Annotated in this window: 9 protein-coding genes; all 9 read right to left on the bottom strand. The window is 43.5% G+C overall.

The genetic code is table 11. The features are described 5' to 3' along the window. Positions 1-197: 197 nt before the first annotated feature. Positions 198-5,639 (bottom strand): accessory Sec-dependent serine-rich glycoprotein adhesin, encoded by a 5,442-nt coding sequence (locus ADH27_RS09720; protein WP_053091435.1) that lies wholly within the window; start codon positions 5,637-5,639, stop codon positions 198-200. Between the two features lie 240 nt (positions 5,640-5,879). After that, on the bottom strand, positions 5,880-9,869 hold the full coding sequence (locus tag ADH27_RS03280; protein WP_239681765.1) for a KxYKxGKxW signal peptide domain-containing protein: 3,990 nt from the start codon (positions 9,867-9,869) through the stop codon (positions 5,880-5,882). A 186-nt stretch (positions 9,870-10,055) separates the two neighbouring features. Then, on the bottom strand, positions 10,056-11,516 hold the full coding sequence (gene gltX / locus ADH27_RS03275; protein ID WP_048715668.1) for a glutamate--tRNA ligase: 1,461 nt from the start codon (positions 11,514-11,516) through the stop codon (positions 10,056-10,058). A gap of 98 nt (positions 11,517-11,614) precedes the next feature. Continuing rightward, entirely contained in the window at positions 11,615-12,397 is a 783-nt protein-coding gene (locus ADH27_RS03270; RefSeq protein WP_048715666.1) for an alpha/beta hydrolase, read from the bottom strand. Between the two features lie 73 nt (positions 12,398-12,470). After that, positions 12,471-14,132, bottom strand: coding sequence for a ribonuclease J (locus ADH27_RS03265; RefSeq protein ID WP_048715664.1), 1,662 nt, complete (start codon positions 14,130-14,132; stop codon positions 12,471-12,473). Between the two features lie 216 nt (positions 14,133-14,348). After that, a complete protein-coding gene (locus ADH27_RS03260; RefSeq protein ID WP_048715662.1) occupies positions 14,349-14,837 on the bottom strand; it encodes a hypothetical protein in 489 nt (162 codons plus the stop codon). Between the two features lie 567 nt (positions 14,838-15,404). After that, positions 15,405-16,163: an ABC transporter ATP-binding protein gene (locus ADH27_RS03255; protein ID WP_048715660.1), complete on the bottom strand. Its 759-nt coding sequence runs from the start codon at positions 16,161-16,163 to the stop codon at positions 15,405-15,407. Continuing rightward, positions 16,160-17,026 (bottom strand): ABC transporter permease, encoded by an 867-nt coding sequence (locus ADH27_RS03250; protein WP_048715658.1) that lies wholly within the window; start codon positions 17,024-17,026, stop codon positions 16,160-16,162. The genes ADH27_RS03255 and ADH27_RS03250 overlap by 4 nt, the downstream gene beginning before the upstream one ends. Positions 17,027-17,194: 168 nt before the next feature. Further along, positions 17,195-21,032: SspB-related isopeptide-forming adhesin (locus tag ADH27_RS03245; RefSeq protein WP_048715656.1), on the bottom strand; the 3,838-nt coding region annotated here is incomplete at its 5' end.

Here is a 21,032-nt window from a genome sequence, read left to right as displayed (position 1 = left end):
ATAAGAGAAAAAAAGTTCTTCAGAAGATGATCTGAAGAACCACTATTCATCTAGCTTTTCTTCATTCATTATACCATATTTCACTAGGCTTTTCACCCGACATTCTCAAAGAAAACCGACAAATCCTCCCATGGATCTGCCGGTATATCAGAAGAATCGAAAGAAGCAAATTTTCAATTTAAGAAAGATGATTGTATTTACTTTTTACGATGGAAAAATGAGGCCAAGCCTGCAAAGAAAGCTACTACAAGCGTGATAAACAGCTCACGTGACGTCACTCCTAGAGAGTCCGACGTCGATTTTGCTTCAGAGACAGAAGCAGCCGATTTCTCGCCAGAGGAGCTCATCTGAGGAGTCACTTGACTTTGTGAATGGGATTGGCTTGCCGAGCTAGAGGTAGAACGACTCGTTGAAAGAGAAGTCGATTCTGAGGAGAGCTGGCTTGCTTTTAATGAAACAAGTGTGCTCGCTGGCTCCTGAAGACTCGCCGAAGCAGACCCGTACACCACTGTAGATTCGTTTACTGCATTTGAAGCCACGGCAGAAGCGGATGACCAATTTGATGCCTGTGACATAGAATGAGTAGACGAAGTCGATCTATCTGTAGAAGTCGAAGACTGATCAGAAGCACTCGTTTGATGCGATGCTGAAGCCAATTCAGAGGTTTGTTTGTTTGAAGCAGATTCGGATGGGCTTGCTGAAACAGATGCAGAATTCAAGACTGATTTTGAACTACTTACTGATACCGACTCACTAGTTAACACTGAATCAGATGTTGATGTTGACTCTAACTCAGAGGCTTGCTTGCTTGAATCAGACTCAGATACACTGATTGAAACAGATACAGAATTCAAAACAGACTCTGAACTACTTACTGATACCGACTCACTAGTTGACACTGAATCAGATGTTGATGTTGACTCTAACTCAGAGGCTTGCTTGCGAGAAGCAGATTCAGATACACTGATTGAAACAGACTCGGAATTCAAGACTGATTCTGAAGCTCTTGCTGACGCGGAAACGGATGCTGAAGTCAACTCAGACACTGAGGCAGATTGAAGTTCAGAAGATTGTTTGTTTGAAGTAGATTCTGATGCACTTTCTGAAACAGACGCTGAATTCAATTCCGATTCGGATACGCTGGCTGAAACCAATGCACTTGATTCTGACACACTTGTAGATGCTGAAGTTGACACGCTTGTTGATTTCGAAGTCAACTCAGACACTGAGGCAGATTGAAGCTCAGAAGATTCCATTTGAGCTTCAGATTCTGATGTGCTTGCTGAAACAGATTCAGAATTCAAAACAGACTCTGAACTACTTACTGATACAGACTCACTAGTTGACACTGAATCAGATGTTGATGTTGACTCTAACTCAGAGGCTTGCTTGCGAGAAGCAGATTCAGATGCACGGATTGAAACAGACTCGGAATTCAAGACTGATTCGGATGCGCTGGCTGAAACTGACTCAGAGGCCGAAGCCAATTCAGAGGCTTGTTTGTTTGAAGCAGATTCTGATGCGCTTGCCGAAGCCGAAACGGATTCCGAACTCAACTCAGATACAGATGTAGACTGAAGCTCAGAAGATTCCATTTGAGCTTCAGATTCTGATGTGCTAGTTGAGACTGACTCTGATGTTGAAGCAGACGCCAACTCAGAAACTTGCGTGCGTGAGGTCGAATCAGAGACACTGTTTGAAACAGACGCTGAATTCAAGACTGATTCTGATACGCTGGCTGAAACCGATGCTCTTGCTTCTGACACACTTGTCAAAGCCGAAGCTGAAACGCTTGTTGATTTCGAAGTCAACTCAGACACTGAGACAGATTGAAGTTCAGAAGATTCCATACGAGCTACAGATTCTGAAGTGCTAGTTGAAACTGACTCAGAGGCTGAGGCTGAGGTTGAAGCCGATGCCAACTCAGATGCTAGCTTGCTTGAGATTGACTCAGATGCACTTGTTGAAACGGATGTTGAATTCAAGACTGATTCTGACGCGCTTGCTGAAACTGACGCACTAGTTTTTGAAGCACTCATTGAAACTGACTCAGAGACCGAAGAAGACGCTAACTTAGATGCTTGTTTACTTGAGATTGATTCAGATCTACTTACTGAAACGGACTCGGAACTCAAGACAGATTCTGATGCGCTACTTGAAACTGATTCAGAAGTTAAGACTGATTCTGATACACTTGCCGAAATCGACGTACTTGCTTCTGAAGCACTTATCGATGATGAAGTTGACACGCTAGTTGATTCCGAAATCAACTCAGATACTGAAGCGGATTGAAGTTCAGAAGATTTCATACGAGCTACAGATTCTGAAGTACTTGCTGACGTTGATGCAATTGACTCTGATACAGACAAGGAACCACTTAATGATTTGGATGCTGACTTCTCTGAAGCAGATAAAGAACTGCTTGCTGAAGCCGAAACGGATACCTCTGAGGCTGATAACGATGCACTTGTCGAAGCGGAAGAAATCGACTCTGATACAGACAGGGAACCACTTAAGGATTCAGACACGGATTTCTCTGAAGCTGACAACGAGCTACTTGCTGAAGTAGAAACAACCGACTCTGATACAGACAAGGAACCACTTAAGGATTCGGATGCTGATTTCTCTGATACTGATAACGATACGCTTGTCGAAGCGGAAGAAATCAACTCTGAGACTGACAAGGAACCACTTAAGGATTCGGATGCTGACTTCTCAGAAGCTGATAAAGAACTACTTAATGATGCTGAAGCAGACACCTCTGAGACTGACAATGAACTGCTTGCTGAGGCCGAAACGGATACCTCTGAGGCTGATAGCGATGCGCTTGCTGATTCTGAAGCAGACGCCTCTGAAGCAGACAACGAGCTACTTGCTGAAGTAGAAACAATCGACTCTGATACAGACAAGGAGCCGCTCAAGGATTCAGAAGACGACTTCTCTGAAGCAGATAAAGAGTTGCTTGCTGAAGCCGAAACAGATACTTCTGATGCTGATAACGATGCGCTTGTCGAAGCGGAAGAAATCGACTCCGATACAGACAAGGAGCTACTCACTGACTCAGAAGCTAACTTCTCTGAAGCAGATAGAGAGCTACTTACCGATACTGAAGCTGAGACCTCCGAATCATTCTGCAAATTAGACTGAGAAGAAGATAACGATTGAGATTCGAGTTCCTGTGAAATAGAAAAACTATCTGATACCGAGTCACTACTTGACACCGACTCAGATAAGGACGTTGATTGACTATCCCACAGAGAAACAGCTACAGACAGAGATTGAGACTCTGAAGCAACTACCTGTGAGTTGCTTTCTGAGTATGAAAGACTATCCTGTGTTGACATCGAATGAGAAGCTGAATAAATGAATGATTGAGAACTCAATTCAGAAGGAGTCATTCTTCGGTAATAGTAATTCACACTCTTCAATGGCCAGTAGCTAACCCTGGTCGAAACCGTATGATAAAACTTAGAAAATCCGTCAGCACCTTGAAGGGATGCATCGTCACCCACAATATGGCCACCACTAAGCTGTGCTTGCTTTTCTGGGGCGGAAGTATATGGTTTACGGAAAGAATATTCCTTACCCGTTTTTTCATCCGTATAGCTCACCTTCTCTGTCAAGGAGAACCAACCTGAGATTTTTAACTTAAAGTTTTTTCCATCTGAAAAATCGGGAGTGACTGTAAGAGAATAATCCTCTTTCTTGCTTTTTACCTCTCGCGTCTCAAGATTTTCAAAGGTTTCATTCCAATGATCATTTCTAAAGGCCTTTTCGTAGACTAAGGTATAATTTGCAAGGTCAAATACTGTACCGTTATCACCTTTCCGGTAATTTCTCTGTTTGGAAGGATCCAAGACATAGTATTTTAAGGTGAAATCGCCATTTGGACTCGTCACTTCACGGACAAGTTTAATATAATGGTCTCTTGCCCCTCCCCAATAAGTATCTACATTCTGTTCTCCAACCTTCCTAAGATCAAAGACGCCAGACATTTTATTCTGATGATAGTCTACTAGTGGAACTTGAACAAAACCATTCAATTGTCGAGCAGCTGAAGCTGTGTACTCCTGACCTTCAATACCAACCTGGGCATAAGAGGCCAAAACAGTTTCCCTGCCAGTTGGAACATAAGCTCCTCGCGAGAATTGTCCTTTGTCGTCAATGAGCTTATAATAGGTGACATGTTCAGCACTTCGTGATGGAACAATGGATGCTACTGTCGATGGTGCATAAAGACCTACATTTTTAGGTTCTAGCACATCATAAAGCTGTTGAATCATAAATTTAGGAGTCTGGTAACTTACACTTTGCATCCGTATAACTCCAGGTTTCCCATCATCATAAATTGAGTAAAAGACCCTGTATTGGCGGTTTGTATCTGAACCAACTAATTCCTTTGGTAAATCAAATTCAACTACACTATTTGCTTTAACTGTTTGAGCATAAACCTCCGTACCACTAGACTTTTTAACCAAGCGGAAGTATACGTCAACACCTTTAGGAGTAGTTGAACCAATCGAGCTACGATCGACGGACAAGGTTGCATAATAATCCAGAGGATCCGGCTTCACTCGATTAACGAAATCCCAAATAGCAAAGGTATAGCGCGTCACATCATGATTTTCAGAAAGAGATTTGAGACTCTCAGGATCAAGATGTGTTACAGATTTATCTAAATGCGGGTCCTTTTCTACTCCTGCAAATTTCAAAGCAGCATCTTCGATATTAGCTCCGTTTCGGTCTTCCAAATCAGGAGTAATTTCTGATAACTCTTCAGAGTCCGTTACGGTTTCATAAATCGGTGCCAACTGAGCTGCAATGGCAGGTTTGCCGTTTACACTGCTATTCCCCACAAAACCTGATGCTTTCAGAGCAAGCATCATTTCATCAACAGACTCATTTAACCGTTGACGCTGCTCCACATATGCTTGCGTCGCAACATTTTCATGAAGCAACTGAGTACTGGTTGACAAGTCGGTTTGCACCTTAGCGATAGCAGCTGAAAGAGCTGCTTTTTGATCCGCATTTGTAAGGTTTGAGGCATAGTTTTCGGCCATTTGGGTCAACAAGGTCGCTTCTGACAGATTCTGTTCTAGACCAACCTTATCCGTTGCACCTAGAACCCTTTCGGTCGTTTCCACGCTTGACTCTGATGTCGTCGTAGCTTCTGAAGCAGATTCGCTCAGAGCCACAGTAAGGCTCTCAGAACCGTGCTCGCTTAAAGAGACTGAAGCACTTGTCGATTCGAAACTTTCTTCTGACATTGATCTGGCATCAGAAACAGATCCAATCACTAAGCTATTGGCCTCTGCTAAGGTCTCTTTCTGTAATTCAGAAGTTGTCACCACATCAGTTCCTGCTTCATCCGCAAAAGCCGTGTTGATAATGGAGGTAGCACCAGCAGCTGCTCCCGTCGCCAATAAGCCTTTCAGTACAAATTGACTTGTAGAACGGATCCCATCCCGCTCCTTATCTGACTTCGTTACAACTCTTGTTTCTACTTCTCCACGAACAATTTTAAATAAACCTAAGGTAGAATTTTCTGAACGAACCCAGTGCTTCCCAGACTTGATTAACTTGAAACGAGTCGTTCGATCCATCTCCCTAACTTTTCCATTCAAACGTTTAAAAAACATGAATATCCCCTCAACATTATAGTCATTAAATATTATACATCATTACTATACATATTCAAGTAATTTGAGGTAAATAACAATTCAATTTTCAAAAAATTTCCTCCTCGAAAGCATTTTCATTATTTTTTGATAAAATCAGCGAAATCTAATAGGGTAAAACAGAAAAAAAGAACCTCAAAAAGAGATTCTTTTGTAGACACTCAAAATACTAGGTGGCTGTTTTCACATAGCGATACAGGATTATTCTTCCTCTTCTTTTTTACGGCGCCCCAATAGAGCTAGCCCAACGAAAGATGCAAGAGGAACAAATAAGGTTGATGCTGTAGTTTTCTTCTCCCCAGTTGCCGGAAGAACTTCTTCCGATGAGCTTTCTTTGTTGGATAAGGACTGGATGAGTAATCCTGAAACACTCTCAGATCGAACTTCGCTTGTTGAATCCAGCCTTGAAAGAGACTGAGAATGACTGATTGATTCTGAGTGACTTTGCGAGTCAAATGAGGACTCTGAGAGGGTTTCACTTGTTGAGATTGAACCGCTCAGGGATCCCGATGACGACTCGGTTAGACTGACTGAATCAGACTGACTCTCAGACCTAGACTCCGGTGTCGAGACAGACTCGCTTGTTGGAGCAGATTGACTCAAAGAACTCGAGATAGAAGCTGAATCCCTTACCGACTCGGATTGAGAAGTTGACATAGATTCACTTGCGGAAATTGAGGCACTCATTAATTCGGAGACGGACTCGGTTTCTGAGGTCAACTGGCTAGTTGAAAGCGATTGGGAAGCTGAGACTGATTCTCTTGTAGAATCCGAGATACTCAAAGAGACGGATTCTGATTCCAACTCAGAAGTCGAGGCTGAGTCATTTGCTGAGAATGTAGTACTCAAAGATTCTGAAACTGACTCTGAAACACTTACCGATACTGACTGACTGAACGACTCAGATTCAGTGGTAGAAACGGACTCACTTGCGGAAACTGAGGTACTCAAAGACTCTGAGACGCTATCTAACAGGCTCTCAGATGCTGATTGACTTTCGACAACCGACTCTGAAGTCGAAAGAAAATCACTTGTGGAAACGGATGTACTCAACGATTCTGAAACAGACTCGGTGACACTTGCCGATACCGACTGATTGAGCGACTTAGATTCAGAGATCGAAAGAGATTCACTGGCGTATTCAGAGGTGCTTAATGATTCGAAGACTGATTCTGAGCTACTTTCCGAAGTCGACTGACTGAGCAACTCGGACTTAGAAGTCGAAAGTGACTCACTTACAGAAACTAAGGTACTCAAGGAGTCAGAAACTGACTCTGAAACACTTGCCGATATAGACTGACTAAGCGAATCGGATTCAGAGGTCGAAACGGAAGCACTTGTGGAAACCGAGGTGCTCAACGATTCTGAAACTGACTCTGAAACACTTGCCGATGCTGACTGGCTAATCGACTCGGATTCCGAGGTCAAAACAGATTCACTTGCAGAAACCGAAGCACTAAACGATTCGAAGACTGATTCTGAAATGCTTTCTGAGGTAGACTGACTAAATGACTCGGAGATCGAAATGGACTCATTGGCGGATACTGAAGCGCTCAACGATTCTGAAACTGACTCAGAAACACTTTCTGATGCAGACTGACGAGCGGACTCTGATTCAGAGGTCGAAACGGAATCACTTATCGAAACTGAGGTACTCAAGAATTCTGAAACGGATTCCGAAACACTTGCTGATGTAGACTGACTTAACGACTCGGACTCAGAGGTAGAAACAGAATCACTTTTTGATACCGAAGTGCTTAACGATCCTGAGACACTCTCTGACAGGCTCTCTGATGCAGACTGACTTAACGACTCGGATTGAGAAGTCAAAACAGATTCACTTGCAGAAACCGAAGCACTCAACGATTCTGAAACCGATCCTGAGTCACTTGCCGATATAGACTGACTAAGCGAATCGGACTTAGAAGTCGAAAGAGATTCACTGGCGGATACCGAAGTGTTCAACGATTCTGAAACAGACTCGGAGATACTTACCGATACTGACTGACTTAACGACTCGGACTCAGAAGTCAAAATGGATTCACTTATCGAAACTGAGGTACTTAAAGATTCTGAAACCGACTCTGAGATACTTGCCGATGTAGACTGACTAAGCGAATCGGACTCAGAGGTCGAAACCGACTCACTTATCGAAACCGAGATACTCAACGATTCTGAAACCGACTCTGAAACACTTGCCGATATAGACTGACTAAGCGAATCGGATTCAGAGGTCGAAACGGATTCACTCGCGGAAACCGAGGTACTCAACGATTCCGAAACCGCTGTGCTTAACGATCCTGAGACACTCTCTGACAAGCTCTCAGATGCAGACTGACTGAGCGACTCTGACTTAGAAGTCGAAAGAGAATCACTGGCGGATACAGAGGTACTCAACGATTCCGAAACCGACTCTGAAACACTTGCCGATACTGACTGACTAAGCGACTCGGATTGAGACCTCGAAACAGACTCGCTTGCAGAAACCGAAGTACTCAACGATCCTGAAACCGACTCGGAGGTACTTTCTGAAGTAGACTGACTGATCGACTTAGAGATTCTTAATGACTCCGACTCGCTGACTGATGCAGACTGACTCTCCGATACCTCCTCACTGACTGATTTAGACTCACTAACAGAAACCGAAGCAGATTCCGAAAGGCTCTCTGATTCTAGAACACTCAAAGATTGAGATGCTGCTGTTGATACCGAGAGACTTGTAGAGAGCGAGATGCTTTGAGAAACAGCGAGTGAGGTTGATGCACTCTCCGATTCTGAATAGCTCTCAGACAGAGACTCTGATAACTTGGTCGATTGTGACCGCATTTGAGAAGTACTTTGCGCTTCAGATACGCTCTGGGAATAACTCACTGAGAGCGACTGCGTGCGAGGATCCTCTGTCAAAGGTACCTTCACAGTATTAGACGTCAAATCCTTGAAGACAACTGTAATTTCTCCAGTTGCAGAGACTGAATAGCTCTTAAAGTCTTTAGACGCTAGCAAACGTGGATTTGCCGCTTTGAACTTTTCCCAAACCTGCGCTTTTTCAGACTCAGTCAGATTGGTCAAATCAGTCACCTGAGTATTAGAAGTCACTGGAGCAATTGGGTTCCGAATGCCATCATTTTGAGGCAAGACCTTAATGCGGAAAGAACGATCGAGAAACTGATTTCTAGCATTGGTAAAACGAACGGTTATCGTATACGTCTTCCCGGGTTCGACAACCTCTGTGCCTCCGACTTTCCCTTCGATCAACATGGGAGCAAAAGGTGATTTCAAGGTTGCATTGGGAACGAGAACACCCTCAACCCGTTCACTGTCGGGAGCATAACCCATATAGGTGAGAATGACCCCACCATTCTGCTCTCTCACAATGTACTGCAACCGAATCGGATCTGAATTATAAGCTGTGATCTGATGATTATTTGCTGGACCACTCATGACAAAAGGAGCACGAAAAGCACTGTCCACTTCTAAGGCACTACCTGTACGCGGATCTCTCTTCCCTGATTGTTCTCTTAACACAGCATTGACCAAGCGATTCCGAACAGACTTAGCCTGAAGAAGCGTCGCCTCTCCTTCTTGACCTGGATTGGCTAATTGGTTGCGGATAGCCTCCAGAGCTTCTTCCGCTTCCAACACAAGTCCCTCTCCATCCTTCAATTCTTTCGCTTGCTCTATATACAAATAAAGGTCTTGAGCTATACGTTGAAGCTGTTTGTCCCGAGCAGGATCTGAGACGGCTACAGACTCCTGATCCCCATTTGAAAGGACGCTAGTTTCCACCATTGAAGTAGAGGGCACTGCTGAACTCGTCGTAGATAATGTAGTAGAAAGGGAATCACTCTGTAACTCTGATGGAGACCACTCGCTCGTAGACAGACTGGTCGTGGACGACTGTTCCACACTGCTCAACACCAAGCTATCCTTACCTACTACACCCACTTCCGAATCCACTTCTGACTGCAAAGTTGGACCTGCTAGCTCGTCAGCATCCGTTGGATGCGCAATTGACGTCGCACCCATAATGGATCCAGCAGCAATCAAGCCTTTTAAGGCTATGGAGCTTGGAGCATCCATACTAGAATGATTGGAAACATCTTTTCCTTTTTTAGCTCGCAAAAAAGAAGCATTCGAACAGGCTACTCGAATCCAATGTTTCCCCGATTTTATTAATTTAAATCTCGTCACTCTATTCCATGTTTTCTTCAGCAAGGTAAGGATGCCCCTCTCTCCTCAAAAATTATTCTCTCTTGATTATACATGATTGAATCCTATTTTCAATCATTTTGGCTAAATCTATGCTCTATCTCAGCAAAAAAGCCATCGAATCGATGACTTTTTAAAAATGAACAGCATGTTTTCAAAAGCTGATTCCTATTTTGCAATTTCTTCCAACATTTTTTCAATATGTTGGATGGATTTTTTACGTCCAAGCAAGTAGATGGTATCTGGCAATTCAGGACCATGCATTTCTCCTGAAACGGCGATACGGATTGGCATGAAGAGATTTTTTCCTTTGATACCAGTTTCTTTTTGGACCGCTTTGATTTGTGGGAAGATATTTTCTACCACAAACTCATCGTCTGACATAGCTTCGAGTTTCGCTTTGAAGGCTTCAAGTACAGTCGGAACCGTTTCACCAGCCATGATTTCTCGCTCAGCTTCTGTCAATTCTGGGAAGTCAGAGAAGAAGAGGTCTGTCAATGGAACGATTTCATCCACTGACTTCATTTGTGGTTTGTAGAGTTCCACCAATTTTTCAGCCTTATCTGTCAAGCGTCCTGCTGCTTCGAGGAATGGTTTGGCCATTTCAAAGATGGTCGCAAGATCCGCATTCTTGATATACTCATTGCTCATCCAGTCCATTTTCTTTTGGTCGAAGGCTGCTGGAGACTTGCTAAGGCGGTTTTCATCAAAAAGCTTGATGAGTTCTCCACGAGAGAAGATTTCGTCTTCCCCACCAGGATTCCAACCAAGAAGGGCGATAAAGTTAAAGACTGCTTCTGGAAGGTAACCTTTCTTACGGTAATCTTCGATAAATTGAAGGGTGTTGGTATCGCGTTTAGACAACTTCTTACCAGTTTCAGAGTTGATGATCAAGGTCATGTGACCGAACTCTGGAGCTTCCCATCCAAGAGCCTCATAAACCATAAGTTGTTTTGGAGTGTTGGCAATGTGGTCGTCTCCACGGATAACGTGAGAAATTTGCATATCATGGTCATCGATCACAACGGCAAAGTTGTAAGTTGGGTAGCCATCTTTCTTTTGGATAACCCAGTCCCCACCGATATTGCCACCTTCAAACTCGATATCGCCTTTGACCATATCATGCCATTTGTAGATACCTGACTCATTGACTGCCAAACGAACCGTTGGAATCACACCTGCCGCTTCGCGTTCTGCGATGTAAGCCGCTTTTTCTTCTTCGCTCATGCCGAGGTATTCGTTGATGTAGCGAGGTGTTTCACCCGCTGCTTCTTGGCGTTCACGCTCTGCTGCCAACTCTTCTTCTGTAACGTAAGACTTGTAGGCTTTCCCTTCGGCCAAGAGTTGGTCGATATATTTTTGATAGAGTTCCAAACGCTCTGATTGGCGGTAGTTTTCATGCGTCTCTGGACTTTCATCCCAGTCCATGCCCAACCAACGAAGGTTTTCCAGCTGAGAACGTTCGCCGTCTTCGACGTGGCGCTTACGGTCCGTATCTTCGATACGGATGATAAAGGTCCCACCATGGTGGCGCGCATACAAGTAGTTAAACAATGCTGTACGAGCATTTCCGATGTGTAGTAGTCCGGTTGGACTTGGTGCATAACGCACACGAATATCTTTAGTCACGTATGTTTCTCCTAATTGTTCATTGATTCTGGGCTTCTCATCTAACTGGCCCAGGTACTTTTCACTCTATTATAGCATATCTCCCAAGGAGTAGCTTCCTAATCGAGTCGTTCTTCTAGTTCAAAATCGATCGGCAGGGTTGCTAAGAAATGTTCCAACTCCCGCTCCCAATAAAACCATTCATGTTTTCCTGGTCCATGGCTGTAAGTGATATCAAAGCCGAGGTCCTTCAGATGATCCACAGCTATATTGTTGGCCTCATACAGAGCATCTTGCTCTCCACACCAAGCCCATAAGACCGTCTTCTTATCTGAGTACTTCTCCGCAATGCTTTCCAAGGAGTAAGGACTTGTCGTCCAATCTTCTAGCTTTCCAAAGACCCCTTGCCAATAAGCTGCACTTCCAAGGTCAGTGTCTGCCAGTTGACGCCCCTCAAAGCTAAGAGCACCAGAAAAGCTAGCGGCATGCGAGAAGCGATTGGTTTGAAGAGCCAGTTTGAAAGAGCCATAGCCCCCCATCGATAGACCAGCAATAAAGGTCTTCTCCCGCTTCTTAGTCATATTGGGGAAGAAGCGTGCCAAGGTCTTAGGCAATTCCTCTGCGATGGCTGTGTAATAGGGATAACCATACTGTGTATCTGTATACCAACCATTATTGGTATTAGGCAAAACGACAATCAAATTGGTCGAACGTAGGATCCGTTCTACATTGGTCCGTTTCAACCAGGAGTACTGATTGCCATTCATCCCATGAAGGAGATAGAGGACCGGGATATCTTGATCATCCGGATTTTTCACCCGAGACGCATCTGGATAGAGGACGTTGATCCCCCACTCCATTGCGAGCGCTTCTGAATAATATTCAATCTGCATTACTGCCATCTATCTTTCCTCACCATTTCTTTCTTCTTTGACAAGAAAAAGCCGACGATCGACTTTTCCTCTTATGTTAATCTTAGCGTACTTCCATGACAACTGGCAAGATAGCTGGTCGACGTTTGGTCTGGTCAAAGAGGTACTTAGCCAAACTATCGCGAACAGCACTCTTGAGCTCACCCCAATCGAAGCTGTCCTGAGCCAAGTATTCTTCCACACTTTGGTTGACAATTTCTGCACTTTCGCGCAAGATATCGCGACTCTTCTTCACGTAGACAAAGCCACGGGTGTGAACTTTTGCCTTTGAGATGATGCGTTTCTCACGACGGTTAACCGTAATAGCCACAATAAAGATACCATCTTCTGAAAGGACTTTCCGGTCACGGAGAACGACATTCCCAACATCTCCAATGGCATTCCCATCGATGAGAACATCTCCTGCAGAGACGCTACCAGATGGGACGAAGTCCCCATTGTCATATTCCATGATGGAGCCTTTTTTCGGAATGAAGATATTTTCAGGCAAAATCCCCACTTCCATAGCAAGCCTTGCATGGGCATCCAATTCACGGTATTCCCCTTGGATTGGGAACAGATAGTTCGGACGCAGTAAGTTGATCATCAACTGCAGATCACGCGCATTTCCATGTCCTGATACACGCAAGCTTTGAGTAATCTGTTTGACGACTCCTCCTGCTTGGTAGACCATGTTTTCTACACGCGCCATAACCGCTTCTTTGGCGATAGATGGAGTTGTTACGATATAGACCAAGTCACCATCCTTGATTTCGACATAGCGGTGACGGCCAATGGACATCTTACGAAGTCCGTTGATCGGCTCACCCATACGTCCAGTTTCAAGAATAATCAATTCATGGTCCTCAAAACGAGACATTTCTTTTGGCTTGATCAATAATTTTTCGTTGGCCAAAGAAAGCTTATTTAAACGAATCCCTGTCCGGACGATATTTTCTACGTCAAATCCAGTCAAAACAACCCGACGCCCTGTCTCTGCAGCTGCATCAAAGACCTGCTGGATCCGTGATAGGTTACTAGCAACAGCAGCAACAATGACCCGGCCATCCCAGTCCCCAATGGTATCCAGGATTTCATCTCCAACTTCTTGCTCGCTAGCCACTTGAACAGTGCTGTCAGCATTAGCAGAGTCACTCAAGAGAGCTAGCACGCCTTCGCGTCCAATCTCTGCCAAACGAGCAAAGTCTGTCGCATAAAACTCACTCGCTGTCTGGTCAAACTTGAAGTCTCCTGTATAGACGATGTTCCCCTCAGGAGTCTTGATGACAATTCCTAAACTTTCTGGAATAGAGTGGGTTGTCTGGAAGAAGGAAACAACGGTTCCTCCAAAATCGATTTCTGAATTGGCATCGATCACATGAAAGTCATTAAACTTCTTGACACTGTCGTTACTCTTGACAAAGAGCTTGGCCAACTCGACGGTCAACTCCGACCCAAATACTGGAACTTTAGCCTCCGCTAAAAGATAAGGAAGTGCTCCGATGGCATCCGCATGCCCGTGCGTTAAAAAGACCCCTGCGATACGATCGCTATTCTCAAAGAGGTAGTCCATGTTGGGAATAACAACATCGACCCCTAGTTGCTCATTTTCTGGATACTTGAGACCAGCATCCAAAACAAAAATAGAGTCATTTACTTCAGCTATGTAGAGGTTTTTCCCGTTTTCACGGACTCCACCTAAAGTAATCAACTTAATGTTACTCATGTTTTCTCCTTTATGTGATGGTTCATACTTACGGTCCTTGGCTCACCAAGTCGAATTACAGTTTTGCAATTTTCTTGCATATCTAGAACATTATACTATTTTTTCACGATTTTTTCAAAAGTCAGACCAAACAAAAGCCCTCCACCATCTGATGGAGGACCCTTTATTAAGACCAAAGACGATAGCCTAGATTGTCAACTTTGTCAAAAAGAGACCCTAGTCCGTATGATAGTCATTTTTCTTATTCTCAATCACCCGTATCGCCGCCTTGATGACATGAAATTCATTTAACAGTTCTTCTAGGTGGTGGTAATTCCGATCGCTGAGAGCCCCCTTCTTAAGGGTTTGAGACAAGCTATAAAACCGATCAACATGCTCATCAATATTGGCCAGCAATTCTTTGGCTTCTTTCAACCGGTAGCGATTCAAGAGCTTGCTTTGACTATGCTTATAAGCGAGCACATTCTCACGATGAATGTCTTGACAGACTTCCTTCTGTTCTTCATCCACCGTCAAATTGACCGCTTGGAAGCAAGTAATAAATTCCCGATTCTTCAGATCACACACAAAGACGATACCGTCCTCTGCCACGTAAGCTTCCGTATCAGGTCGTTGATCAAAACTGCTGTCAAAATGATGAAGCGAGGGCACGTGTTGATTGACCCAACGTCTCAACTGCTCTTCATCGACCCCAAATCGTTCCATTGCTCTTTCTTTAAAGTGATCACGACAGCTATATTCATGTGCGTATGGCAATCCCACTGACCTCACCTCGACTTTCCACCACGACAGACAAAAAGACCTCCAGTCTTACGGGACTAGAGGTCTGGTCTGCTTCACTGACAAGAGGCGATTAACCATTTAGGCTAACGAAAACAACAGTTATGATTTTCATTTCTTTTCATGGTACGATTCACATACCAGTGGTTTTCTTTGCAAGTTCTCTTTCAGTTTTGTTACAAAGCACTCAGTTGAGCATACCGAAGTTCGAAAACCATCTAAAGCTTCCACTACTATTTCCACGTATTTCAATGTCATTTAGTAAGTTAAGCAGACTTACTTGACGGCTCAACCGATTTAACATTTCCGACGTTCTGGCTTTTTTATAAAAAGCACAATCAAGTGTCAGCGAAGGCAAACCTAAAACGAAGTAACCTAATGTATGAATCTATAAGGCATTGGTATCAACCCCTTCTCCCTTATCTTCATCTATAGTATACTCCTTTAATATCAGTATTGCAAGCGATTACACGCTGAAACTAGTTTCTAAATTTACTCAAAGAAACGGTAGTAATCAGACAGATCCATCTTGGCCTTTTCCTCTTGGTTCAAGTCCTGGATAATTTTTCCATCCTTCATGACAATCAAGCGATTCCCGTACTTGAGCGCATCTTCCATATGGTGGGTAATCATCAAGGCAGTCAGTCGATCCGATTTGACAAATCGATCCGTCAGCTCCATCAAGGCCTGACTCGTCTTGGGATCGAGAGCAGCTGTATGCTCATCCAAGAGCAAGAGTTCAGGCCGTTTCAAGGTTGCCATCAACAAGCTCAGAGCTTGACGTTGTCCACCAGATAAGAATTCTACCGCTGTATCGACATGCTTCTCTAAACCATTGCCAATCTGGCTTAAAACCTCTTTAAACTCGTCTTTGTACTGGGCAAGACGACGAGGAACCAAGCCCCGCTTTTCTCCTCGGAATTTTGCAATCAGGAGATTCTCAGCCACTGTCATACGAGGGGCTGTCCCCATCTTTGGATCCTGGAAGACCCGGGATAGGTATTTGGCCCGTTTTTCCGGACCATAGTGCGTCACGTCCTCCCCCTTGATCAAGACTTGACCACTGGTTAGCGGAAGGGTCCCAGCCAAGGTATTGAAAAGGGTTGACTTCCCAGCACCATTGCCCCCAAGAATGGTGATAAAGTCATGCTCATGAATCTCCAAAGAGACATTGTCCAATATGACTTTTTCTTCATTCAAGCCATTGTTCACCACGATGGTGGCATTTTTTAATTCTACAATTGCGGTCATTTGCTGAGTTTGACTCCTTTCAGCAGTTTCTCTTTAAAGGTTGGAATCATGAGACAGATCGCCAAGATGATAGCACTAAAGATACGGATGTAGCTAGTATTGACACCGATGGCAATCACAGCCCAAATCAAGAATTGATAAATGATCGATCCAATAACGATACTGAGCAAACGTTCTGCTAAGGTTAGTTTTGAAAAAAGAACCTCTCCAATAATCAAGCTAGCCAAACCAACGACGATGACCCCGATCCCTCGAGAAGCATCTGCATAGCCTTCTTGCTGGGCCATCAAGGCACCTGACAAGGCAATAATCCCATTAGAAACTACTAGCCCCATCAACTCCATCCGGCTGGTATGGATCCCAAAGCTTTTAGCCATCTCAGGATTGTCCCCTGTCGCAATATAGGCCTGCCCCAATTTAGTATCTAAAAAGAAGAGCATAGCAGCAATCACCAGGGTCACAAAGATGATTCCGATGATAATCTCGTTTACGCCACTCGCGATGGGAATCATATCTTGGATTTTTGAGTAGCCAAGCAAGCCTAGGTTGGCACGTTGCATCACAAAGAGAATGACTGAGTTACAGGAAGTCATCACCAAAATCCCCGATAACAACGTCGGAATCTTCCCTTTGGTATAAAGAAGACCTGTTGCTAATCCAGCCAAACACCCCGCGCCTACAGCCGCTATGGTAGCCAGTAAAGGATGAACCCCTTTGGTAATCAGCGTTACCGCAACGGCTCCTCCTAATGGAAAGGAGCCCTCTGTGGTCATATCTGGGAAATCCAAGATACGGAAGGTCATAAAGATCCCTAGCCCCAAAATAGCCCAGATCAAACCTTGTGAAATAATCGAAATAAGCATACCTTTGTCCTAACTATTGTAAATATCCTCTATTGTATCATATTGCGAGACGTGATTTCAATGCTTTCAAGAAATAACAAAAAGGCCCCACTCCTTAGAGCGAGGCCTTCTTGTGTAAAACTAAACCATTTCCGATCCTAGTGTGAATCGTTAGTGTCTACCACTTGTTTAGTCTTCGTTTTTCTTGCGTCTTGCAAGGCCAGCCAGTCCGACCAAACCAAGAGCAGCGCCTAACAATGCAGCAGAAGCTGATTGTTCTTCACCAGTAGAAGGAAGTTCTGGTGCTGGCGGTGTTACCGGTGGTGTTGGTGGTGTCACCGGTGGTGTTGGCGGTGTTACCGGTGGTGTTGGTGGTGTCACCGGTGGTGTTGGTGGTGTTACCGGTGGTGTTGGTGGTGTCACCGGTGGTGTTGGTGGTGTCACCGGTGGTGTTGGTGGTGTTACTGGTGGTTTCGGTGGAATTACCTTGTTGTTGAACTCAGTATCTACCGGTAATTGAGAAGTTGCTGTTAAGACTTTGCCTTCTTTAGTAACTGTTACTGTTACTGTAGCTACCATCTTATCGTATTCAACTCCTGTTTCAGTACCTTTAACCTCTTCCACAGTGTAAGTGTAAGTTCCTTCTTCTCCACGTTTGAACTCTAATGCAGAGAACTTGATGTTTCCTGTTGCATCGTTCTTAACTGTTTCAATAACTTTTCCATCTTTATCTTTAAGTACGAAGCTAAATTCACCTTCTTTTAGCTCACGTCCTTCAAGTTTCTTAGTGAAGTTAAATTCAACTTTAGTTGGGATGTTAACGACACGTTTTTCTGTTGGTTTTTCTGGTTTTTCAACAGATTTCTTAGTTGGATCGTATTGGTGAACAGTTTGTGAAGCAGTGTTTTCGATATCTACACCATCTTTAGCTGTTGCTTTGATAGTTGCAGGGATTTCAAACTTGTAGTAACGTCCGAATGCAAATTTAGCAGTGTCGATTACTGGAGTGTTTTCTGCGTCTCCAAGTGACTTAGTCAAGTCTGTCTTAGAAGTTGCAGTGATCACACCATTTTCAACCTTGATATCAAATTTAGCTGTCACATCTTCTCCTGTTACAGAGTCGTATGCTTTAATTTCTGCTACGTTGACGTCTAAGTTTTCGCTGTCATATTTATCTGTTACACCTACAGATTGAATATTGTGAGCTTCAGTGAACTTAGTTGTATCCAACCATACTTGGTAGTATACTTTATCACCCTTCTTAAGTGTCTTCGTATTGATATTTTGAGCTTCGTTGTTATCATCCTTATCGGCATATGGATCTTTATTAGTATCCGCTACCTTGTCTGCCAACTCTTTATCATCGTCAACAAGTTTATTACCTGTAATATCGAATTTAGATTCATTCAGGATATATTTCTCTGGGTTGAATTCTGGAGTTTCTGGAGGAGTGACACGGTTGTTAAATTCTTTATCCGCAATGTCGCCAACTTTCGCGATAAGAATTTTAGCTGTTCCATCGTGTTTAACTGTGACTGTTACATTCGCTTTCATTGTATCGTATGTAACGGTTGCGTCGCTTCCTTTAACTTCTTCTACTGTGTAGTTGTGTACGCCTTCTTGACCCTTCTTGAATTCAAGAGCTTTGAACTTAACGTTACCAGCCGCATCATTGCTTACAGTTTCAAGAGTCTTACCTTCTGAATCTTTAAGAACGAAGCTGAATTCGTTAGCTTTCAACTCACGACCTTCCAAACGTTTAGTGAAGTTGAATTCCACTTCAACTGGTACGTTGTTTACACGTTTTTCAGTTGGTTTGCTTGGTTTTTCAACTTTCTTAGTCATTGGGTTGTAGTAGTTAACTACTTGAGCCGCAGTATTTTCGATATCTACTCCGCCAGGTACATCATCTTTATCAGTTTTAACTGTTGTTGGGATGTCGAACTTGTAGTAACGTCCGAAGGCGAATTTAGTTGTATCGATGATTTGAGTGTTTTCTGCGTCGCCAAGTGACTTAGTGAAGCCAGCTTTAAGAGTTGCAGTAATCACACCGTTGTCCACAGCGATATCGAATTTATCGGTTACTTCTGCACCTGTTACTGAATCGTAGGCTTTGATCTTAGTAGAATCAAGATCCAACTTAGTTTCATCGTAGTTATCAGAGATTCCTACTGATTGGATGTTGTCCTTGTTGTTTGCGTCAAATTTAGTTGTATCCAACCATACTTGGTAAACCAACTTGTCGCCACGTTTCACAGTCTTAGTGTTCAAGTTTTCTTTTTCGTTGTTAGATGCATCGTCCGCATATGGGTTCGCATTGGTATCTGCGACCTTGTCTGCCAATTCTTTATCATCATCAACGAGTTTGTCACCTGTGATATCGAATTTCTCTTCAGAAACAACGTATTTCTCTGGTTGGAACTTAGGTTCTTCTGGAGGAGTTACACGGTTGTTGAACTCTTTATCAGCGATTTCGCCAACAGTAGCTACAAGAACTTTAGCTGTTCCATCGTGAGAAACAGTTACTGTTACATTCGCTTTCATGGTGTCGTATGTAACGGTTGCGTCTGTTCCAGCTACTTCTTCTACAGTGTAGTTGTGAACGCCTGCTTGTTCTTTCTTGAATTCGATAGCTGAGAACTTAACGTTTCCTGCCGCATCATTGCTTACAGTTTCAACAACTTTACCTGTTGAATCTTTAAGCACGAAGCTGAATTCGTTAGCTTTCAACTCACGACCTTCCAAGCGTTTAGTGAAGTTGAACTCTACTGGTACTGGTACGCTGTTGACACGTTTTTGAGTAGGTTTGTTTGGAGTTTCAACCTTCTTAGTAGTTGGGTTGTAGTAGTTTACAACTTGAGCCGCAGTATTTTCGATATCTACACCAGCCGCCACATCAGCTTTCACTGTTGTTGGAATGTCGAACTTGTAGTAACGTCCAAATTCGAATTTAGTTGTGTCGATAACTTGAGTGTTTTCTGCATCACCAAGTGACTTAGTGAAGCCAGCTTTAAGAGTTGCAGTGATCACTCCGTTATTAACTGTAATATCGAATTTATCTGTTACTTCTGCACCTGTTACTGAATCGTAGGCTTTGATCTTAGTAGAATCAAGATCCAACTTCGCTTCATCGTAGTCATCTGAGATTCCTACTGATTGGATGTTTTCTTTGTTAGTTTCAGAGAATTTAGTTGTATCCAACCATACTTGGTAAACCAACTTATCGCCACGTTTAACAGTCTTGGTGTTCAAGTTTTGTTTTTCGTTGTTAGATGCATCGTCCGCATATGGGTTCGCATTGGTGTCTGCGACCTTGTCTGCCAATTCTTTGTCATCATCAACGAGCTTGTCGCCTGTGATATCGAATTTCTCTTCAGAAACAACGTATTTCTCTGGTTGGAACTTAGGTTCTTCTGGAGGAGTTACACGGTTGTTGAACTCTTTATCAGCGATTTCGCCAACAGTAGCCACAAGAACTTTAGTTGTTCCATCTTGTTTAACTGTGACTGTTACTGCAGCCTTCATTGTGTCGTATGTAACGGTTGCGTCAGTACCCTTCACTTCTTCTACTGTGTAGTTGTGAACGCCTTCGTCACCCTTCTTGAATTCAAGAGCTTTGAACTTAACGTTACCAGCCGCATCGTTGCTTACTGTTTCAACAACTTTACCTGTTGAATCTTTAAGAACGAAGCTGAATTCTTTGGCTTTAAGCTCACGGCCTTCCAAGCGTTTAGTGAAGTTGAATTCCACTTCAACTGGAACGTTGTTGACACGTTTTTCAGTTGGTTTGCTTGGTTTTTCAACTTTCTTAGTAGTTGGGTTGTAGTAGTTGACTACTTGCGCTGCAGTGTTTTCAATATCTACACCACCAGGTACATCAGCTTTCACTGTTGTTGGGATGTCGAACTTGTAGTAACGTCCAAATGCAAATTTAGTTGTGTCAATGATTTGAGTGTTTTCTGCATCGCCAAGTGACTTAGTGAAGCCAGCTTTAAGAGTTGCAGTAATCACACCGTTGTCCACAGCG

Origin of the sequence: Streptococcus sp. 343_SSPC (assembly GCF_001072385.1) — a bacterium.
GTDB lineage: Bacteria > Bacillota > Bacilli > Lactobacillales > Streptococcaceae > Streptococcus.
This window is presented reverse-complemented; position numbering and strand designations above follow the sequence as displayed.